The sequence below is a fragment of the Priestia endophytica DSM 13796 genome, assembly GCF_900115845.1.
Taxonomy (GTDB): Bacteria; Bacillota; Bacilli; order Bacillales; family Bacillaceae_H; genus Bacillus_I; species Bacillus_I endophytica.
On record NZ_FOXX01000008.1, the window covers coordinates 122,348 to 143,394 of the forward strand.

Annotated in this window: 22 protein-coding genes; 7 read left to right on the forward strand and 15 right to left on the reverse strand. The window is 36.1% G+C overall.

The window, feature by feature from the left end:
- Positions 1 to 3 precede the first annotated feature (3 nt).
- Positions 4 to 354: a DMT family transporter gene (locus tag BM012_RS15705; protein ID WP_061805625.1), complete on the forward strand. Its 351-nt coding sequence runs from the start codon at positions 4 to 6 to the stop codon at positions 352 to 354.
- Between the two features lie 24 nt (positions 355 to 378).
- On the opposite strand, the gene BM012_RS15710 is transcribed toward BM012_RS15705, so the two are convergent.
- Positions 379 to 1,269: an AraC family transcriptional regulator gene (locus BM012_RS15710; protein ID WP_061805624.1), complete on the reverse strand. Its 891-nt coding sequence runs from the start codon at positions 1,267 to 1,269 to the stop codon at positions 379 to 381.
- Between the two features lie 106 nt (positions 1,270 to 1,375).
- Between BM012_RS15710 and BM012_RS15715 the strand changes: the two genes are divergently transcribed.
- Complete coding sequence (locus tag BM012_RS15715; protein WP_061805623.1) at positions 1,376 to 2,326, forward strand: DMT family transporter; 951 nt, start codon at positions 1,376 to 1,378, stop codon at positions 2,324 to 2,326.
- Positions 2,327 to 2,355: 29 nt separating this feature from the next.
- Here BM012_RS15715 and BM012_RS15720 read toward each other — a convergent pair whose 3' ends face one another.
- The gene (locus BM012_RS15720; protein ID WP_061805622.1) at positions 2,356 to 2,916 is read right to left on the reverse strand and encodes a helix-turn-helix domain-containing protein; all 561 of its coding nucleotides are present in this window, start codon (positions 2,914 to 2,916) and stop codon (positions 2,356 to 2,358) included.
- Positions 2,917 to 3,025: 109 nt separating this feature from the next.
- Here BM012_RS15720 and BM012_RS15725 point away from each other — a divergent pair, with 109 nt between their 5' ends.
- Positions 3,026 to 4,501, forward strand: coding sequence for an L-lactate permease (locus BM012_RS15725; RefSeq protein ID WP_061805621.1), 1,476 nt, complete (start codon positions 3,026 to 3,028; stop codon positions 4,499 to 4,501).
- A 132-nt stretch (positions 4,502 to 4,633) separates the two neighbouring features.
- On the opposite strand, the gene csaA is transcribed toward BM012_RS15725, so the two are convergent.
- From csaA to BM012_RS15740, 3 genes are all read right to left on the reverse strand, one after another.
- Positions 4,634 to 4,963, reverse strand: coding sequence for a chaperone CsaA (gene csaA, locus BM012_RS15730; protein ID WP_061805620.1), 330 nt, complete (start codon positions 4,961 to 4,963; stop codon positions 4,634 to 4,636).
- A gap of 104 nt (positions 4,964 to 5,067) precedes the next feature.
- Entirely contained in the window at positions 5,068 to 5,310 is a 243-nt protein-coding gene (locus BM012_RS15735) for a SunI/YnzG family protein (protein WP_061805718.1), read from the reverse strand.
- Between the two features lie 203 nt (positions 5,311 to 5,513).
- On the reverse strand, positions 5,514 to 5,930 hold the full coding sequence (locus BM012_RS15740) for a YfmQ family protein (RefSeq protein WP_061805619.1): 417 nt from the start codon (positions 5,928 to 5,930) through the stop codon (positions 5,514 to 5,516).
- A 222-nt stretch (positions 5,931 to 6,152) separates the two neighbouring features.
- Between BM012_RS15740 and BM012_RS15745 the strand changes: the two genes are divergently transcribed.
- Positions 6,153 to 7,340, forward strand: coding sequence for an RtcB family protein (locus BM012_RS15745; RefSeq protein ID WP_061805618.1), 1,188 nt, complete (start codon positions 6,153 to 6,155; stop codon positions 7,338 to 7,340).
- Positions 7,341 to 7,391: 51 nt separating this feature from the next.
- Here BM012_RS15745 and BM012_RS15750 read toward each other — a convergent pair whose 3' ends face one another.
- The 8 genes from BM012_RS15750 to BM012_RS15785 form a co-directional block, all read right to left on the reverse strand.
- Entirely contained in the window at positions 7,392 to 8,138 is a 747-nt protein-coding gene (locus tag BM012_RS15750) for an SDR family NAD(P)-dependent oxidoreductase (protein ID WP_061805617.1), read from the reverse strand.
- Positions 8,139 to 8,153: 15 nt separating this feature from the next.
- Entirely contained in the window at positions 8,154 to 9,335 is a 1,182-nt protein-coding gene (locus BM012_RS15755; RefSeq protein ID WP_061805616.1) for a sialidase family protein, read from the reverse strand.
- A gap of 24 nt (positions 9,336 to 9,359) precedes the next feature.
- Positions 9,360 to 10,778, reverse strand: a complete 1,419-nt coding sequence (locus BM012_RS15760; protein ID WP_061805615.1) for a sodium:solute symporter family protein — start codon at positions 10,776 to 10,778, stop codon at positions 9,360 to 9,362.
- A gap of 145 nt (positions 10,779 to 10,923) precedes the next feature.
- Positions 10,924 to 11,928, reverse strand: coding sequence for a 4-hydroxythreonine-4-phosphate dehydrogenase PdxA (gene pdxA, locus BM012_RS15765; RefSeq protein ID WP_061805614.1), 1,005 nt, complete (start codon positions 11,926 to 11,928; stop codon positions 10,924 to 10,926).
- Positions 11,929 to 11,978: 50 nt separating this feature from the next.
- Positions 11,979 to 13,265, reverse strand: a complete 1,287-nt coding sequence (locus BM012_RS15770) for a four-carbon acid sugar kinase family protein (protein WP_061805613.1) — start codon at positions 13,263 to 13,265, stop codon at positions 11,979 to 11,981.
- Positions 13,266 to 13,285: 20 nt separating this feature from the next.
- On the reverse strand, positions 13,286 to 14,452 hold the full coding sequence (locus tag BM012_RS15775; RefSeq protein WP_061805612.1) for an iron-containing alcohol dehydrogenase: 1,167 nt from the start codon (positions 14,450 to 14,452) through the stop codon (positions 13,286 to 13,288).
- A 23-nt stretch (positions 14,453 to 14,475) separates the two neighbouring features.
- Complete coding sequence (dapA, locus tag BM012_RS15780; RefSeq protein ID WP_061805611.1) at positions 14,476 to 15,369, reverse strand: 4-hydroxy-tetrahydrodipicolinate synthase; 894 nt, start codon at positions 15,367 to 15,369, stop codon at positions 14,476 to 14,478.
- Positions 15,370 to 15,571: 202 nt separating this feature from the next.
- The gene (locus tag BM012_RS15785; protein WP_061805610.1) at positions 15,572 to 17,341 is read right to left on the reverse strand and encodes a sigma-54-dependent Fis family transcriptional regulator; all 1,770 of its coding nucleotides are present in this window, start codon (positions 17,339 to 17,341) and stop codon (positions 15,572 to 15,574) included.
- A gap of 256 nt (positions 17,342 to 17,597) precedes the next feature.
- On the opposite strand from BM012_RS15785, the gene BM012_RS15790 reads away from it, so the two are divergent.
- Entirely contained in the window at positions 17,598 to 18,041 is a 444-nt protein-coding gene (locus BM012_RS15790; RefSeq protein WP_061805609.1) for a MarR family winged helix-turn-helix transcriptional regulator, read from the forward strand.
- Between the two features lie 54 nt (positions 18,042 to 18,095).
- Here the strand turns inward: BM012_RS15790 and BM012_RS15795 are convergent, their stop codons facing one another.
- Positions 18,096 to 18,509, reverse strand: a complete 414-nt coding sequence (locus BM012_RS15795; RefSeq protein ID WP_061805608.1) for a GNAT family N-acetyltransferase — start codon at positions 18,507 to 18,509, stop codon at positions 18,096 to 18,098.
- 577 nt (positions 18,510 to 19,086) lie between these two features.
- On the opposite strand from BM012_RS15795, the gene BM012_RS15800 reads away from it, so the two are divergent.
- The gene (locus BM012_RS15800; protein ID WP_061805607.1) at positions 19,087 to 19,515 is read left to right on the forward strand and encodes a DMT family transporter; all 429 of its coding nucleotides are present in this window, start codon (positions 19,087 to 19,089) and stop codon (positions 19,513 to 19,515) included.
- Positions 19,516 to 19,556: 41 nt separating this feature from the next.
- Positions 19,557 to 20,009, forward strand: a complete 453-nt coding sequence (locus BM012_RS15805) for a DMT family transporter (protein WP_061805606.1) — start codon at positions 19,557 to 19,559, stop codon at positions 20,007 to 20,009.
- An 85-nt stretch (positions 20,010 to 20,094) separates the two neighbouring features.
- On the opposite strand, the gene BM012_RS15810 is transcribed toward BM012_RS15805, so the two are convergent.
- Positions 20,095 to 20,556 (reverse strand): hypothetical protein, encoded by a 462-nt coding sequence (locus tag BM012_RS15810; protein WP_061805605.1) that lies wholly within the window; start codon positions 20,554 to 20,556, stop codon positions 20,095 to 20,097.
- Positions 20,557 to 21,047: the final 491 nt, after the last annotated feature.

Consider the following 21,047-nt stretch of genomic DNA (forward strand, 5'->3'; position numbering starts at 1 on the left):
GGAATGAAAGGATATATTTTTCTATCTCTATCGATTGTATGCGAGGTGTTTGGAACAAGCATGCTGAAGTTATCTAACGGGTTTACTGTTTTACTTCCTTCTTTTGGGGTTGTCCTAGGATTTGTGCTCGCTTTTTATTTTTTAGCTCTTTCTCTCAAATACATTTCACTAAGCCTTGGATATGGAATCTGGGCTGGTGCTGGTACTGGATTAACTACACTTGTTGGCATCGTCTTTTTCAAAGATGCACTTAACGTTATTACATTTATCAGTTTGGCCGTGATCATTCTAGGAGTAATTTTGTTAAACTCTTCTAGCTCTGATAAGGAAGAAGAAAAGCCATCATCAGCCTAAGATGATGGCTTTTCTAATAATATATCAACTTTTTCCTCTTCTCTCCTGTTGGTAAACAAAAGGCGTTATCTTCATCACTTTTTTAAACTGATCAATAAAATAACTCGTACTATTAAAACCCACCGCATACGCCACATTCGTCACACTAGCTTCTTCCTCTAGCAATAAGAGCAGGCTCTTTTGTACCCGATATTCCGTTATATAGCTGATTGGAGTTGTGTGTAAAATTCGTTTGAAATATCGACAGCACTCAGATCGGCTAAGTTGCCCTGATCTAGCAATATCATCTAATGTAATTTTCTCTTTGTAGTTCTCATGGATCCAGTTCAGCATCCTTTTCATACGCTCATTCTTCAGCGTATTTGTCTTAGGGTGAGTTTGTTGAAAAGCATGAGAAACTAAGTTTTTCCATAACATTGTTAACTGAGTCGTAATATCGATCTCAAAGAAAGGAGCTTTTTCATTCAATAGCTCATTAACTTTTAAAATCGATTCTATTATACTTTTCCCCCATCCTTTTGTTCTATCTATGAAAATATACGATAAATGAGGGGCTTTGACATATGGATAACCGTACGTTGTATAAAGCTCTTGAGATAAAAATAAATGCGGAAGTACATTTAAACAAATATAAACGCAGTTTGACTGTTTTTTTTCTTCTGCCATGTGTAAACAGCCGCTGTTTATAAAAAGTGCATTTCCCTCTTTAACAGCCCTTTTGTTTTCATTAATTTGAAAAATGGCTTCTCCCTTTAGGACAACAACAAGCTGAATTTCTTCATGCCAATGAAGGGGAATATAGCCGTTTATATTCTCCCTAATGGTTGTTTCGTAGCATGCAATAGGTAATGTCTCTGTACGGTGTTTTGTGATTTCTTTTAAATTTACATCAATCTGAAAACTTCTCTCTTTCAATAAGGCCACCTCAATATTGTTATACTTTTTAATCCTATATCGGTATTCCTAACCTTTTTGTTCTTTTATTATAACAATATCGTGATATGAAGATAGGAGAGATATAATGAATGAACAAAATCGAAAAATAGGGTTATTTTTAGTTATAACAGGAGCTATTTTTTGGGGAATTGGAGGAACGGTCTCTAAGAAACTTTTTCAAGAATATAGCATTGATGTGAATTGGCTTGTAGTCATTCGCTTACTTATCGCAGGATTTCTACTTTTAAGTCTTAAATGTGTGACGCAAAATCGGGGCGAAGTTTTTAAGGTGTGGAAAGATAAAAAAGTAGCCCTTCATCTTATTATCTTTGGAATCTTGGGGATGCTTGGTGTTCAATATACGTATATGGCAGCCATTGATTATGGAAATGCGGCCACCGCAACGCTGCTTCAATATTTATCACCTGTGATGATTATCGTATATCTTCTTTTACGAAAGCGTACAGTTTTTACCATGAGTGACATGATAACCGTTTTACTAGCTCTTTTAGGCTCTTTTCTTTTATTAACAAATGGATCGCTTTCTCAAATGTATGTCCCTATTCCAGCTATCGTATGGGGTGTGTTATCTGGAGTTGCCGCTGCTTTTTATACTTTATATGCAGCACCTCTTTTGAAGAAGTATGATTCTCTTGTTGTTGTAGGATGGGCAATGGTAATAGGTGGAGTTGCTTTAAACTTTATTCATCCTTTATGGGCAGCAGCATGGACATCCTTCACATTAAAAACTTATTTATATCTAGCATTTGTTATTGTGTTCGGAACAATGATCGCTTTTTGGTTTTATATTAAAAGCTTACAATCTCTCTCTCCAAAAGAAACGAGCCTTTTAGGAAGCTTAGAGCCTTTAGCAGCTGTCATCACAACCGTCTTTTGGTTAAAAGCACCGTTCGGAGCGTTTCAATGGCTTGGTGCATGTTGCATCATAGGAGTCGTGTTTATTTTAGCTTTTTGGAGCAAAACTCCTTCTAAATTAAGAAAAGGACAAAAAAAGGTTAGCTCAAAAATTAGCTAACGTAATGCTTCATCACACAAAGGCTCCTTTTAAAAGGAGCTTTCGTGTGAATCAATTACTAAATAATAATGACATTCTTCTTCTCTTTCATTAATAAATCGGTGCTCTATATCCCCCTCAAAATAAAAAGAATCTCCTTCTTTTAACTCTTCTGAGCACACACCGTTCCCTAATTCAACCCTTAATGTGCCTTTAGCTACGAATATATATTCTTTTACCCCTTTTTTATGTGAGGAAAAAGTGCCTGATTCTTTAAACGGAGGGACAACATTTAAAATAAATTCCACTCCTTTTGAAGGCAGTGATGGCGATAATAAATGTCGCTCAAATCCTGACTGTTCATCACGGTAAATAAGACGTTCTTTTTTCCTTATTGTGATCGTTCCCTTTTGTTGTTGCTCTTCAATAAGGAACGATAATGTTGTATGTAATGACTCCGCAATTTGGCAAGCTACTTGAAGCGTGGGGTTTTTTTCTTCACGCTCAATTTGTGAAAGCATGGAGACGCTCACATTACTTTGCGAAGAAAGCTCTTGAAGGGTCATCTTTTGTTTTTTTCTCATATTTTTTATATTTGTTCCAAAACCCATTTTCATCACACCTTCTACACATTTTTTTCAAAAGCAAGGGTAGAAATTAATTATACTATAGTGTAATATTTTATTCTATAGTATAAAAAAACAGATAGGAAGTGTTGTTATGATCGAGACTTTTTTATCTTTTCTTCCCCTTTTTAGTATCTTGTCGCTTCTTTTCTTTTTCAAAAAGTCTTCTATTTTCACAGGAATGTTCACTCTTATTCTAACAGCTCTGCTTGCCCATTCTCCATTCTTTCATAAGAGTACAACAGCGTTACTACATCCTATGGTTAAAACTTCTTTTACAACCTTTATGATTCTCTATATTTTATTCTTTGGTATTTTACTTTTTCATCTCATGGAAAAAGCGGGAGCTATTAAAAAAATCGCATCCTTTATCTCTCTATCAACAAACGACCGAATTTACCAAGTATTGATTTTATCACTAGGACTATCTCCTCTAATAGAATCTGTTAGCGGGTTTGGTCTAGCTATTATTGTGATAGCCCCTATTCTTCTTGCTTTAGGTTTTAATGGTATTCAAGCTGCTCTCCTATCTTTAATTAGCTTATGCGCAATACCTTGGGGAACACTAGCTTTAGGAACGATTATCGGTGCTGAGCTAAGCAATGTTGATTTAGATATGCTTGGTGTAGGAAGTGCCTTGATGTCTTTTCCCCTTTATATCTATTTTGCTATCTTAGTATGTACAATTGCCGCCGGAAAAAGGGAAGTTCTAAAAAGACTACCCGAAATTATTTTTGTCAGCTTAGTTCTCAGCAGTAGTATTTTATTATGCAATAAGTATATAAGTGTTGAACTTGCAGGCTTATTCGGCTCACTTATTACAATAATTGTTGTGTTTACACTCATTAAAATACGAAATAAAACACCTGATATTTCTTCTACAGAAAAGTTAACATTCATTAAAAATATAAGCCCTTATCTTTTATTAACGTTTGTTCTTCTCACTTCTAGAATGATTCCTAGTTTTAAAGAAAATTTAAATAATACCTTTAATATTAAAATGGAAAACTACGATTTCGAGCTTCCATTGTTATATTCTCCCGGTTTCTTTCTTATTTTAAGTTGTATTTTCGCAACCATTCTTTTTAAACTCTCTATACCAAACATCCTAGATAGTTTAAAATTAAGTGTTCAAAAATGCTTTCCAGTTATTCTTACAACATTTTTATTTATCTTCATTGCAGAAATCATGGCCACATCCGGAATGATCCATATTCTTTCAAACTTTGCTGCTTATTCATTTGGAGCATATTTCATTTACCTTTCTCCTTTTATTGGAGCTGTCGGCGGGTTTCTAACAGGAAGTAATACAGCTTCAAATACAATGTTTATTAAGCTTCAAACCCAAACAGCTGCTGAAATTGGATCCACACCTCTTTTAGCAGCCTGTACTCAAAATGTAAGTTCTTCAATGATTACTATGATTAACCCATCTAGAGTTACGTTAAGCACTTCTGTATGTAAAGTTGAAAAACATGAGAATATCATTCAAAAGAAAATGATTTTCATAGTAGCGGGAACGCTAAGTGTTTTAGCTCTTGAAATTTTTCTTTTCTCACTGTGTGTTTGAAAATTCATAGTGAGCTGAATATACAAGCGCTACAGTTTAAGGGATAAGCGAAAAAACCTGCTTGTAAGCAAAGGTGCAGGTTTTTTGAAAGCTATTTTGTTTCGATTCCCATAGAAATATATTTTTTAATGCTCAAGCAATGGGCGTACCGTTTTTCACAGGTTGCTCTGGCTTTAATAAAACAACATCACCTTCCTCAGGTACGCCACCTATAACAAGTACCTCTGATTTAAAACCAGCAATGCGCATAGGAGGAAAATTAACAACAGCAATTACTTGTTGATTTATTAGCGTTTCTGGTTCGTATCTTTTTGTAATTTGAGCTGAAGAGCGTTTAATTCCTATTTCACCAAAATCAATTTCTAATTTAATTGCTGGCTTTCGAGCTTCTAGAAATGGTTCTGCTTTAATAACCGTACCAACACGAATATCTAAGTTTGAAAAATCTTCGATTGTTGCCATTATTATTCCTCCAAGGTTTAGTTTGTTTTTGTAGATTTAACAGAGTATTCCGGATATTTATGAGATAGTAAAGTGAAAGACTACCCTTTCACTAGCTTTCTTTTTTATTTATTGATAATATCTAATATTTTATATTTGTTTGTTGTAAATAGGATATAGTTCTGTTTCACTGTTTTAATGACCATTCGATCTGTTGTTCCGTATGGCATTCCAATACGTACTGCTTGTTTTTCTTTCCCACCATATGTCTCATCTTCCGTTACTTCTATAATGTCTTCTAGCGGAATATGAATTGTAGCTAATCCCCATTGAATAACGAATTCTTTCTCTCTCTTTTCGACGTTCATGCCTACTGTAATCAACAGACCCTCATTTCCTTATAATTACATTTTAACATATAAAGAGAAAATTTAAAAAAGGAAGGCTAGAAGGAAATGGTTTTAAGACCTTCTTTCTCTCATAAACCTAACGAATAATGAAAAAGATGAACATCAAACTTAGCTTTAATACAAAAAAAGACGTTCAAGATAATATTGAACGTCTTTTTTATTTAATACGCAGCTTCTACTCTACTTGGTTCTTGTAAGCAATCTGAAAGAAGACGATAAGCAACAGTACTTTTCTTATATTGCTTAAAAACGTCTACATGATCGTTATAGCGATAAACTAGAAATTTAACATCCTTGCTTCCTTTTTTCATCTCAATCACAAGAGGCGTACCGTTTGTTTTAGGAAAGAGATCATAGCGATTTAAAAAAACGGCTTCGTTAAACGAGCGAAGAACCTCATTTTTGTCTTGCCCTTCTATTTGACTTTCCCCTACACGAATTGTCACATCTTTTTCTTCAAGCTTTGGATGAAGCTCGAACTTTCCTACAAGCCGTTCTGCAACAAAGTTTGGCGGACATGCAATTATTATTTTAACTAAACTAATTACAACTAATGAAATTATAAAAAACCAGGTCACACTAATCATCTCCATTATACTTCAATTACTCATGATATTTACCTCTTTTATCTTATCATACAAGTATCCTTTTATCTTTGTCATATTCGTGACATCTCTGCCCTTTTCTCCTTAAAAATAATAGTCATTTGCAATAAAAAAATTAATTTTTCATAAAAATAAAAGATGAAAAATATACCAATATATAGTAATCTCTTAATAAGACATTCAAAGGAGAAAAAGATGATTGAACTAAGGGGAAAGTACAACAAAGCAAAAGTATTTACTACGAACTTAGACAACAAAGCAAGAGAACAAATTATAGAACTTTGTGATCAGGAATTTGTGAAAGATAATAAAATTCGCATTATGCCTGATACTCATGCAGGTGCTGGATGCACAATTGGAACAACAATGACAATTGGAGATAAAATTGTTCCTAATTTAGTTGGGGTTGACATTGGTTGTGGAATGGCCGTTGCCAAGTTGAATGTAACAGCAGAGCAAATATCTTATGATCAATTAGATGAAGTGGTCCGCAAGCACGTTCCAAGCGGCTTTGCGATGCGTCATAACCCACACGCTTTATCAAATGTGATTCCATATGATGAAGTACGAGCTCCGATTAATGTTCATCGAGCAAAATACAGCATCGGAACGTTAGGCGGAGGTAATCATTTTATTGAGCTGAACCAAAGTAAACATGGTGATGTTTATCTTGTAATTCACTCTGGCTCCCGCAATCTCGGAAGACAAATCGCCGATCACTATCAAAATCTAGCATATGAAAGATTAACAGATTTAAGCGAACAGAAAAGAGAGCTTGTTGAGAAACTAAAAGAAGAAGGCAGATATGCTGAAATTCAAGATGCTTTAAAATCAGTCGCGACCCCAAACATAAAAAAAGCACTCGCTTACCTAGAAGGTCAAGGATTTGAAGATTATATGCATGATATGAAGATTGCCCAAAACTATGCTCTTTACAACCGTCGCGCTATGATTGAGGAGATCGTTCATTATATGAAGTGGAACATCAACGAGCGATTCGATACGATTCATAACTATATTGATATGGACAATAGGATTCTCAGAAAAGGAGCGATTTCCGCTCAAAGGGATGAAAAAGTAATTGTGCCAATGAATATGCGTGACGGAAGTATACTTGCGTATGGAAAAGGAAATCCAGACTGGAACTACTCTGGTCCTCACGGCGCTGGAAGACTGATGTCGCGTACGGAAGCAAAACAAGTCGTGCCTTTTGAAGACTATAAATCAACAATGAAGGATGTATGGTCAACATCTGTTGCGGAATCTACGCTAGATGAAAGTCCAATGGCATATAAGTCCATGGAAGAAATTATCGAGCATACAAAAGACTCGCTTACCATTGAAGAAGTAATTAAACCGCTTTATAATTTTAAAGCGCATTAAATAATAAACATCCAAAAAAGGAGACTAGAATTCTAGTCTCCTTTTTCTTCTCTAATTCATATACGTCCCACCGTTAATATTAATAGTCTCCCCTGTAATAAAATCAGCCATATCTGAAACTAGAAACAATACGCTATCTGCCACATTTTGCGGTTTCCCTAATTTTCGAAGTGGAATGCGCCCTGTTACAGATTGACGATATTCCTCTGTCCATTGACTGCTCATATCTGTCTCAACAGGACCTGGACATACGGCATTAACATAAATATTGTACGGCGACATTTCTAACGCAAGGTGCATCGTTAAATAGTTTACCGCTGCTTTGGACGCTCCGTAAGACGGTGCCGCATTTTTATGCGCTGTTTTTGCCGTTGTCGAGCTAACGTTTACAATTTTTCCTCCGTTTTGTTTAATCATATGAGGTAAAACCTCTTTGCAGAAATAGAGTGTACCATTTAAGTTTACGTCAAGCACTCGCTTCCAATCTTCAAGTTCCATTTCGAGCGTAGATGTTCTTATATTCATCCCTGCATTATTGACTAAAATATCTATTCGACCAAACGTATGAATAGCTACTTCGACAACTTCACGAGCTACATGTGGATCTGCTACGTCTCCCGCTTTTACAATACACTCTCTTCCTAATGTTCGGATTTCATCGGCCAAATTCTCAAGAAGTTCAACATTTGTTCCATGAATAATAAGAGAAGCTCCTTGTTTAGCAAGCGTTAAAGCAATGGACTTCCCAATTCCACGACTCGCTCCTGTTACAATCGCTATCTTATTTTCTAGCAGCATTGCAAGTTCCTCCACTTATCGTTTAATTTCTTCTTCAGTAAGTTGAACATACTTGATCGTTTGCCTAAAATACGTAAACGCAATATGAAGGTTTCCATCACTACCTTGCTTAATCGATGGATAAGAATATTCTCTGTTAAGCTTATCCTTTGAATTATTCGTCATCGCATAGCCATCTCCAATTTCAATATCTTTCACAAAAGGCCACGACACACCGTTGTCTTCTGAAATGGCAACCGTCATCGGAGCACGAGGGGCTCCCCAGAACGCTTCTCTCTCTCCACTATCCTCTACCGCTTCTGCTACTACATTTTCTTCATTTTCTTCATCCTCAATATCGTCGTAAAGAGATGCTCTTCGTTCAGTGCAATTTTCGGCATTCATCTTGTTGAAAACAAGTGCTAAATGGCCATTCGCTAATTTTGTAAACTGAATTGAAGAATTGTTGTTTGGTAGTTCTGTTGGCTTAGGATCACTCCATGTTTTTCCATTATCAGTTGAATAGCTGCTGTAAATATAATCTGCCCATCTACTCCGGAATAGGGCTAAAAGCGTTCCATCATCAAGCTTCTCAATATTCATATGAACACACCCTGTACTGTTTGGTACTTCATATTCTTCCCATGTGTTCCCTTCATCTTTTGAAATTTTCACAGCACTTGTATCTCTATGCCCTGTCCACTTCCTCCCTTTCGTTGTATGACAATAAAACACAGGAAGAAGCCATTCACCATTATCCAACACAACAATTGGCTGACGAATAAACGTCCCTTCTTGATCAAATAGCGTTTTAATAGGCCCAAACGAATGCCCATTATCTTCTGAGATGCGGTAGCGTACAATAGCTGTATCTTGATTTCCTGACTTTTGTGCTGTATACAATAACCATACCTTCTCGTCTGGAGCTTTGAATAACACAGGATTTTGTTCTGAACGAGTTGGATCATCTGATACTTTAACTGCTTTGCTCCATGAACTTTCTCCTTTTTTTAACCGAGACATATAAATATGAATGTCTGGAATTCCTTCTTGCGTTCCTGCAAACCATGTGCATAGTAGATCTCCATTGTCTAAAACAAGCAAGTTTGCTGCGTGATTTTGAATGCAATCAGAAGGTAAATATGCTTCTGTTCTTTTTAATCCTTCTGTTACTTCTTTTAATTTTCCATCTGAAATAATGGCTGTTTGATTGCTCATATTTTAACACTCCTTTTGATTTGTTTACACTTTTGCATCTTTAAATTCTGAACTTTCAGATATCTTTTGTTTTTTATTTCCTCTGATATAGCGATCAATCACCATCACAATAAATGGTGTGATAACAGCAATATACATATTATCAATGCCGTATGGATCTCCAAGTAAGTACCATACGGAAGTTAATACACCTGACAAACCAAGTCCAATCGTTGCCCCTCGATTTGTACTGAAGAAAGGGAGATAAAATCCCATAGCAGCTACCACAGCAATAGATGTTCTTAATGCACGTGTGAAAAATGACAAGCTTAGCAATTCTGGAGCTAATACAACCCCAATTAAAGGTACAAAACCAACCGCAATAGAAGCAATACGCGTCACTTTCATAAGTTTTTCAGGAGATGGTTTTGCTTTTGGAGCATAAAAGTCATCGATAATTAACGTTGTTGTTGCAAGCGCAACAGTTGATACTCCTACAAAAATAGAAGCGACTAAAGATGTTGCTACAATAGCTGTTAAGACAGGATTCATATGTTCTAAAAATACTGGAAAAGCATAGATAGGGTCAATATTCGGATACAAATAGCGGGCACAAACTCCGATAATCCCAATCGCAATCGCTAATGGTAAGCATAACAAGGCAGCATACAAACTTGATCTTTTCGCTTCTTTTGCACTTTTGGATGAAGTGATCGCTTGAATGATAAACTGTGTGGAAAAAATAGCACCCATATTTCCAATAAGCCAAGCAAAAATCGTTGCACCACCAATTGTTCCATCCCATGTAAAATAGTGTGTTGGAAGCTCTGCTGCTACAGGCTTAAATCCACCGCATAAGTAAATGGCTACCCCTACTGTGATCATGATTCCCGCATATTTAACGAGCGAGTGTAGAATGGTAACCCATGCTACACCTTTCATTCCTCCAAAAGTGAAATAAAAGGTACTGACAACTGCTGTAATAATAGCGCAAGTCATAAGCGGTAATCCTAATATAGAAGCAATAGCTGCTGAACCGCTTAAATAGTTTCCTAGATTTACAAGAAGAAGGGCTATAATCATAATAATGGATACTACCATTTTTGTTGACTTTCCAAACTTTTGTTCAATAATTCCTGAAATTGTATACTTTCCAGTTCCGTAAAATTTATTTACAAGAAAGAAAGAAAAAAGGAAAAAGGCAATTGTTACAGTAATCAGTGACCAAGAAGAAGCAATTCCATTTGTAAATGATGATTCTGCCGTCCCTACTGTAGACTTTGTTCCAATGAACTCTGACATTAATAGAATTCCAACAACAATCGCTGGCAGTGATTTTGCTGCATTGTTGAATTCAGCACTCGATTTACTTCTCAGCCTCATTGTTAGCCATGTTGTAAATAATATATATACGACAATAACTACTAGTACAAAAGTTAAACTCCCCGGATTTAACGTTTCCATCCTCCGCATCCCCCTATAAGGATCTTTCCTCGCTTTTAGATCCTTGTTTTATAAATCACTTCGCAATTCTGCCTATCCCACAAAAGATAACGCTTACATATATAATTCTAAAGGAGAAGGCCTTAAAAACCTTCACTTCCTTATGTTATTTCATTGCTTCTTTTGGAGCTAATTCCGCTGCTGAAGCAATAGCTGTCAGCATACTACGTTCATCAACAACCCCAGTTCCTGCAATGTCAAAAGCTGTCCCATGATCAACTGACGTTCGGATAATTCCCCCGTTTAACCCAACTGTAATATTAACTCCTTCTTCAAGTCCTAACACTTTGATCGGCACATGCCCCTGATCATGATAGCAAGCAATAACAATATCAAAATCTCCTCGAACCGCTCGGAAAAAGAGTGTATCAGCCGGATATGGTCCTGTAACATTCATTCCTTCGTTCACTGCTTTTTCAATAGCAGGAACAAGCTTTTCTTCCTCTTCTCCTTCACCAAAGAGGCCATTTTCTCCAGCATGAGGATTAATCCCGCAAACAGCGATCTTTGGAGCACTGTACCCAGCTCTGCGTAATGTTTCATGCGCTAATTTCACCACTGTGTACGTTCTTTCCGGGTTAATTAAATCAATCGCTTTTCTTAATCCAACGTGAGTTGTAAGGTGAATCACTTTTAATTTTGGGGATGACAACATCATGGAGTAGCTTTTTGTATCTGTCAGTTCTGCCAAAATTTCAGTGTGACCAGGATACGAATAACCACCTTTATGAAGCGCTTCTTTATTTAACGGTGCTGTGCAGATGGCGTGAATCGCTTTCTCTTTGGCTAGATGAATGGCTTTTTCAATAAATTTGAATGCAGCGCTTCCTGCCTCAGGTGAAACTTTCCCGAATGGTAAGTTCTCTGGAAGAAGATCAAGACTAAGGCAATTTATCACACCATGAATAAATTTCCCTTCCTTAACATCGTGAATCTCACGTATCTCTGCAGAAGACTCCAGCAACCCTGCGGCTCTTTTCAATATTTTTGCATCGCCAATAACAACCGGGTCACACATTTCATAAACAGAAGAATGAGCAAGTGCTTTAACGATAACTTCAGGTCCTACCCCTGCTCCATCTCCCATCGTAATTCCAATAATAGGTTTCATAATAGCCTCCTCAAGCTTCAAATTTTAAACCGTTTTATGATTTAAAACATCTAAACGATCGCTTTTTTTCCTTGCAGTTTATAAAGTGATTTCACCATTGCTAGTTCAGTTCCAAAGCTTCCTGCTTTTGTAACAGCAAAAATCTCTTGATTATCAAGCTTGCCGAGTGGAATCCCAGCTTCCACCTCATCAATAAGCTGAAAGGAGTTTGCGTTTAACCTTTCTAATACTTGCTGAGCTGTATCTCCTCCTGTAAGAAAGAGGTTCTTAAGATCGTAAACTTCTATAAGTTTACGCGAAACGTCTCCAAGCATAGCTGAAATTTTGTTGCTTAACCTAACAGCACTATAACCGTATTTCCTTCCCATTTCTTGTGTTTCTTTCACTTTTGCAGACGAGAACAATGCAACATTTTTCCCGCATTTAAAAGCTTCGCCAGCTTCAGTTAGAATGCGATGAATTTCTTTTCTCAATCCTTCCTTTGTCTCTAGAATATTTTTTGGATTTATTTCTAACCCTACTGTGTTTGTTCTAGCTTGGAGTGTGTGAAGCTGGTTTCTACCAACTTTACTTACGCTTCCTACAACGAATAAAACTGGATTCTCATTATAAGTAAGCTGAAGCTGCTCTCTTTTTTTTTGTAATCCGTAAAGAGGTGGCAAGTAGTTAATAAGCCCTGTTGATCCGACCCATACAACAGAAAGATCTGTTTGAGCAACGGCTGTGACAAGAGAGTTTAAATCTCTTTCTTCAATAGCATCAACTGTTATATATGAAATTCCTTGTTCTTTAAATTGAGCAAGCTTCTTACACACATTTTCACGGCCGATCCGCAAGTCTTTATAAAAAAGGTGACCAACCTTTCGTTTGGCTTGTTGTTCAATTAAATGTGCAATTTCCGACTCTCTTACAGGAGTTTTAGGATCATTCGCTACTTCTGTTTCGTGAAGCTCCTTTTGATGAAGAAAGTGAATACCATCTACAACTTGACGTCCTGCTTTAGGAAAAGCAGGTGAAATTAACACAAAATCAGGACGAAAAACATCCGCAACAGCATTGATTTCTTGCCCTACGTTCCCTCTCATTGTGGAATCAATTTTTTTGTATACAATATCAAACGGTTGCTTTTGAACCCACTTTGCTACTTTTTTCACTCTTTTATAGGCTTCATTTTCAGCTAAAGCACGACTATCTGTATTAAAGATAACAGCTTGATTTTCTTGAACTTTTTCATGATATTTTTGTAAAACAACAGATACATCAAGCCCATATCGGACTAGCTGACCTCCGCAATCACTTGCTCCAGTTAAATCATCAGAAATTACGGATATTCTCATCAATCATCATCACCTTTACTTTAAACAAGTAGCTTGCGGTAAATCGTTTCCATATCTTCTAAGCTTAGCTCTTTTGGATTGTTATTTAAAAGACGCGTTACTTTTGAAGCCGAAACCGCTAATGAAGAAACGTCTTCTTCCGTTACTCCATACTCTTTAAGATTTTGTGGAATTTCTAACAGGTTAGTCCATTCCACAATTTTTTCAACCACTTTTTCTGCTGCTTCTCTTACGGTTAACTCTCTTGTGTCAATTCCCATTGGTTCAGCTACTAGAGAGAGACGTTCTTCAATTGCTTCCATATTAAATTTCATGACGTGTGGAAGGAGCATAGAGTTCGCAACACCGTGTGGAATTTTAAATTTGCCTCCTAACGGATAAGCTAGGGCATGAACTGCTGCTGTTCCTGCGCTTGTTAAAGCCATTCCTCCGTACATTGAACCAAGAAGCATTTTCTCACGCGCTTCAATAGAAGAACCATTTTGATATGCTTCAACAATGCTAGCTGAGATAAGACGAATAGATTCAAGTGCTACCATGTCACTAATTAGATTTGCTTTATTTGAGATAAATGACTCAAGCGAATGTGTGAACGCATCCATCCCTGTTGCAGCCGTAATTGGCCGAGGCAAACTAAGCGTTAAAATAGGATCAAGAAAAACAAGGTTCGGAAGAAGATGCTTACTGACTACACCTATCTTTAGTTCTTCATCAGGAATAGTTACAATGGCATTTGGCGTTACTTCAGAACCTGTTCCTGAAGTGGACGGAATTAAAAATGTTGGAATTCCTGGTTTCTTCACTAAATCCGTTCCTAATATATCTTTAAGGGATTGTTTATTTGTTGCTAGAACAGAGAGGATTTTAACTGCATCAAGAACGCTTCCTCCCCCAAGACCAATTAATAAATCATATTGTTGATGTTTTATAGATTCGAAAACGTCTTCGATATTTTGAAGCGTAGGTTCTGGAAGAACGTCAATGTTTATATCTGATTCGATCCCATGTTTGGCTAAGTCATTCTTCACTTGCTCAACAAAACCCAAGCGTTTCATCGTTGGCTGTGTCACAATTAACGCTCTGTGAAGCTCTCTATCTAAAAGATGAAGATAATCTCCTATATTTTTGAGACTATCAGCGCCGGAAATAATATGATCAGCTGTTTGAAATTGATATAAGTTTGTCATCTACTCGCCCTCTTTCTCTTCTATCATTCACTTACACTTTGTTTTTTATAGCCCTCAACCATCTTCTGAATATGAGCAAGTTCCATTCCTGAAATCGGTTGAACAGGGAACTTCGGTGGTCCGACCGGAAGGCCAGAAAGTTCTACAGCCTTTTTTAAAGCTGCTGGTAATGTCCCATATTGAAAGGTATCACGTAAAGGCTGTAACTTTTGTTGAGCTTCCTCTGCTTTGTCGACATTACCTTGGGACCACTTGTTGTAAATATCAACAACTATTTCGGGTATCATATTTGCGGTTGCTGCTATTGCTCCAACTCCGCCTTCTTGTAACGTTTTGAGAATAAGAGAATCTGTACCTGCTAATACGCTAAAGTCTTTTTCCTTTGTTTCATAAATGTACTGTTTAATATTTTCGAAGTTTCCACTGCTATCTTTAATTCCGATAATATTGTCAACCTTAGCTAAAGTTGCCACTGTTTGCGGATCTAAGCTCATCCCTGTTTTTGAAGGAATGTTATATAAAAGAATAGGTAGAGAAGTTGAAGAGGCTATTTTTTGAAAATGAACCATTACCTCTTCTTGCGTTGGAGTAACAAAGTAAGGGGTAATGATAGAAATAGCATCAACTCCTAACCTCTCCATCTTGTTAGATAAAGAAATCACTTCTTCTGTGCTATTCCCTCCTGTCCCTACAATAACAGGAACTCTTCCATTTACTTCTTCTACAAGCACTTCAGCAATTTTCAATTTCTCTTCTTCTGTTAATAAATGAAATTCACCGTTTGTACCTAAAGCAAAGAGCCCGTGTACTCCTGCATCAATAAGCGAGTTTGCTAGCTGACGCAATACAGGTTCATTAACTTTCTGTTGAACTGTTAAGGGGGTTAGTAACGCCGGAATGATGCCTTTTACTTTCATTTTGATTTCCTCCTTTATCAAAAACAAGCTTCATTGTTTACTTTTGAAACATAAAGTGTTTTTAACTATGTAAAGCGTTTACAATATCCATTGTATTACCTTGTGTTTAATTTATCAACATTTAAATTGTAATTATTCAAAAAATAACGGAAATTGTTTAAAAATAAAACAGTCGCCTTTATTAAAAAGACAACTGTTTTATTCACTTCAACTTTCGCCATAGGGTTGTGCGGTTGATTCCAAGTCTCTGAGCCGTTTTCGTTTGGTTCATTCCTTCTTCTCTCCATACTTTTCGGATAATTTTCCGCTCAATTTCTTCTAATGTGCCGTTCAAGTCTATGTGAGCTGAAATTTCAGCTCTTTCTTTTATCACAGTAGCTCTCTTCACGTCTTTGTATTCTAGAAATGGGCCGTTGGCAAGGACCATACTCTCCTGAATAAAACGCTTCAGTTCATTTAAGTTACCGTTCCATTTCAAACGCTTCAATTCTTCGACTGCCTGGGGACGAATACCAACAATTTGTTTTCCAAGCTTTATATTTAACTCTCCAATAAGCAAAAGAGTCAAGCTTTCAATATCTTCCGTGCGATCACGTAAGGAGGGAAGAGAAAGGATCGTTCCGGCCAAAGCATAGTACAATGGCGGGTATAACTTCTCAATTTCTAGCAAGTATTTTGGGTCTTGCTGAGATGAAGAAAGAAAACGACATGCTTGGGCCTCATTATTCAAATAAAAAGCGAGCTTTTTTTGAAGTGAAAAAGGAAGATGTTCTACATTTTTCAAGAAAATGCTACCATGAATATGATTAGAGAAAAAGTGCTGCGGACTTTCCGTGCTTAATAACTCTTCCCATTGATCAGTATCCACAACATTGCAATCAATAACAACAAGCGGATACTGACGTCTACTACTATTAAAGTGAATGTACCGCGCAAGTCTGCTTTTTCCTGTTCCTTCTTCACCACTGATCCATACGGATACATCTGTATTGGCACACATTTCAGCATTTGCGATAGCTTCCTTCATTACGTTGCTTTTTGTCGCTATTCCACCTAAGCTATTTTTTGTTATATATTCAGTTGAAGGTGAAACAACAGATATCCCACTTGCCTGCCTTTCATCTAGAAGTCCCTTCGTTATTCGAAAAACAAAAAGCTCTGAACTTTCATTTCGAAGTTTGTTCCCTGTGATGTTCCACAAAGATCCGTTTATCTGCAACATCGTTTTGAATGTTCCTTGTGTTGAAACATAACGGATGGCTTCCTTTATATTGAACTTTTTCTCGAGTTCATTCCCAATCTTTTCTGCGAAAGAAGGATTAGAAAACAGAGAATCTCCGTTTATATCATATACAGCAATTGCTTCTTGCTCTTCTTGTAGAAGCTGATGCGAGATTAAATATTTTTTGTGCAAAGAGGAGAGAAAACGATAACTTCTTTTCGCTTGTTGAAACGATTTTAATACACTCTCTTTTCCAGACGTTAATAAAATTCCGTTTAGCCCCAATTCCTCTGCTTTCTTTGTTGTACTAGCATCACCGATAATATTTTCATAGCCCTTTTGCTGTAAATTGATTAAAATAGGCTGAATTTCATCTTCTTCTGTTATCTTGAAAGAAGAAATATCAATATCTAGGATTTCACAAATGGTAGCAGCTCCTTCTGAAATAGGAGAAAACCCTACAATAGCTGTTTTACCAGGGTAACCTTTAACAAGAGTTAAAACACGAAGCATATCGTAGCCTGAAACTTCTATTTCAACAACAGGAATCGAAACTTTTCTTTCGATAAGCCCTGCTGTTCCACCGCGACTAATAATTACATCTACACCGTGATCACAGGCTTTTTTCGCAAGTGATAACCCTTCCTCTAAATCTCCAATCTCTACTTGAATCTCAAAGTCTTCCTGCTCTCCTAAACTTATCATTAACTCTTTTAGCCCTGTATAAGGTGCAATGGCCATTACCTTCATCTCATCACCTTCTGTTTCTGTTGCAAATTTAAACACACCTTTAATATATCAAACTTTTCTATTTATTCAAAAGTAAAATAATTGTGGAAAAGAGATTTTGAAGATGGGACGATAAGCAACATCCCTTTACACAATGCATCGTTGCCACTTATATAGAAAGTTAGCATCTAAACTATTTATAGAAAGAAGTTCATCTCTATCCAACAATCCGAAAAAATGGCATAATAAAAGCAGCTATCTTATGAGGAGTCGAAGTATGGAAAAAAACGATCAAAAAGAACAAAAACTTGCGGAATTTCAGGACGTATTTCAAAACGTATTTCGAAAGCTAAAAAAGCAAAACGACTTTTTCCCTAAAACAAAATATAACCTAGCAGATGGACATATTTTAATTCTTCTCTATCTTTCTAAAAAAGGAAGATGCACAGCTTCTGAAGTGACGTCTTATTTAGGAATCACGTCAGGAGGGGGTACAGTGTTAACGAGCACCCTCTTTAAACATCATCTAATTGACCGGGTTCGCTTAGAAAGCGATCGAAGAGTTATTCAACTTTCACTAACAGAAGAAGGAAAAAAGGTTGTAAATGAAGTGATAAAGCAACGAGCAGAGGCATTTATTGAACTTTTTCGAGATATGAAAAATGAAGAGATTGATCAAGTGACAAACGTGTTTAAAAAGTTGGATAATTTGTTAACATAAAGTAGAAAAGCTATCCTTTACTAATAAGGACAGCTTTTCTTACTTTAAAATATGTTAAGCAAAATATTTTTCCATGATAATATACGATTGCCCTCCTTTTATAAATTCCTTACCCGTTTCACATAACCCAAATTTTTTATAAAAGTGAATTTTATTCGTTCTTGCATTACACCAAACTTTACATGCTCCCTCTTCTTTAGCTCTCTCTAGTGCATACCTTAACAACTTGCTTCCATACCCTTTTCCTTGCTCTTCTTGGGTTGTTGCAAATTTTCGGAACTGCACTTGTTCCCCATCTACGAAAAGAGAAACTACAGAAATTAATTTATCACTTTTAAAAAGACCAAGATGAATTCCAGATGAATCGTCTTCTAATTTTATGTACTCTATACTTTTATTTGGCCACATCACCTTATGCCTTATAGTCCAAGCTTGTTCTTTTTCTACGCTAGCTATTGTCCACTCCATTCTCTCACCCTTTCTAACAAAATATCATGATTAAAAAAATGAAAATACTAAACTTTTATCATTCCTTCTTATTCTTAATGGAGCTGTACGCAGCTATTGTAGATTCATTAGAAAAACCTTTGTGAGCTAATTCAACTCATACTTTTTCTATTAATTACTGCAATAAACTACCCTTCTGTTGCATACTAGGCTTCTAAAATTGGGGGCACTCAGCCAGGTAATTATCTCCTTTTTTCTTTATCCAAAAAGGAGTGTGCTAAAAGCTTGCACCACATATTTTTCATATTAATACAATCTCCGCTTTTACCCAAAATCAGTTTACCCTCTTTTTATTTCTTAGTATAGAATAAATAGGACAGAATGATATTGTACAATATATTTATACTATAAGTTAAAAGGAAATCTAGGAGATAAAGAAATAGTTTATAGTTTTAAAAAGATAGTTAAGCAATCCTCTCTTTAAAAGTTCCTATCCTCATTCTGAAATCTGCTACAAGTCCGTTGCCCCACTCCTCTAGTTGCTTTACACTTAAGAAAGTGAACGAACAGAATCATTCAAAAGGAGGAAATGAGAAACATGCAAGGAATTTTATTTGCCTTTTTAGGAGGAGCATGCATTACTCTTCAAGGCGTTATTAACACACGAATTAGTGACACAATCGGCACATGGCAAGCTGTTTCACTTACCCAATTTGTTGGGTTTCTTCTTGCCTTATGCATTTGGGTTGTAAAACGAGATGGGCATATAGCTCAAATCAAAAAAGTAAAACCACTTTATCTTTTAGGAGGTGGCTTTGGTGCTCTTATTATATTTAGTGAAGTTACCGCTATTCAACATATTGGAGTAACGTTTACGATCTCTATTCTTTTAATCTCTCAACTTTGTATGGCTTTTTTAATCGATATAAAAGGATGGTTTGGGCTTATAAAACAGAAGATGAAGCTTCCTCAATTTTTAGGGATTACTATTATGATTGTTGGTGTTCTTATTTTAAGTTATAAATAAGCAAGATACATATTCATCACCTCATGAAAGAAGGCATTCAAATGATAATTGGTATTTTGCTCGCTGCACTTGCAGGAGCAGTTGTAAGCCTCCAAACGGTTTTTAATAATAAAGTGAACGAAAAAACCGGTTCGTGGACAACAACAACAACTGTACTAGGAATGGGATTTTTATGTTCCTTCATTGTAAGTTTGATTGTAGAAGGAAAAAATACGTTTGAGCTACAACATTTACAAACATGGCAATGGTTTGGAGGAGTAATCGGAGTTGGAGTTGTTTTTTGTTTAGTACAAGGGATGAAACGACTTGGACCAACGTTTACAATCTCCATTGTTTTGACATCACAGCTCGGAACCGCTCTTTTATGGGATTCGCTAGGGTGGCTAGGATTAGAAAAAATCCCCTTTACGTTTAATAAGCTTTTAGGAGTCCTTGTTATTATTATTGGCATCTTAGTGTTTAAGTTCGGAAAAGGGAAAGAAGAAAAAAGCTAATGATCAAATTTAACCCTCTATACATACATTAAAAAGGCAGCCATAAGGCTGTCTTTTTTAATATTTTTCATTTCTATCTTCCCTTTTACTTTCCTTTGTCCTTTACATATTGAAATCCATATAAAAGCAGAGAATCAAGAAAGAAAATGAGAGCTAGCCCCCACTTTTTCAGGCGTACTAACGATACAATTCCTCGCTTTTTAAAAAAGTCCACTAATACAAAAGTAAAAAGGGAATCAACGAACAGATTCAGCAATAAAAACTGAACAAAGCGACCATATGTTAATTTTAAAATCCACATTGAGCCTATTAAATAAGGTCCCCACATTAAAGGAAATTCACCAGATAATTTGAGATGAAGTTTTTCTTCCCAGTGCCACCAATTCTTTCTTTGTGCTATAAAATGAACGATTCTCACAACAAGAGAAATGAATAACGCTGCCGGCAGATACCTCTTAACCGCTCTTTTACCAAGCAATGGCAAGGAGAACCAAGGTAGAATTAGCATTAAAGATAACAATACCTTTGGGAATTTTAAGATGCTCAAAATATCCCTCCTCTTTTCATCTAATGATAGTATTTCCAGAAAAGAGAGAAATATGGAAGATTAAGGAAGAAAAGGTTGTATACTATGCATAGAAAAGAACATCATTAGGCAGTTTCCTTAGAAAAATGACTCCACTTCCTTTCCCTCGGTGTTCTTGAGTCATTTTTGCGAAAAGTAAGCTAATTGTTCCTGAGAATGAGCTTCACATATGCTATTTCCAATCTAAATCATTGAGTCTCTTATACTATCTTTTAGTTGTTCCTTATAATGAAAACGTTTATACTTATTTATAAATTTTGTAAAATTTATGTATAAAGAGAAGAAAATTCATGCATAGAAACAGCGAAAAGTAAGCTAATTGTTCCTGAGAATGAGCTTCACATATGCTATTTCCAATCTAAATCATTGAGTCTCTTATACTATCTTTTAGTTGTTCCTTATAATGAAAACGTTTATACTTATTTATAAATTTTGTAAAATTTATGTATAAA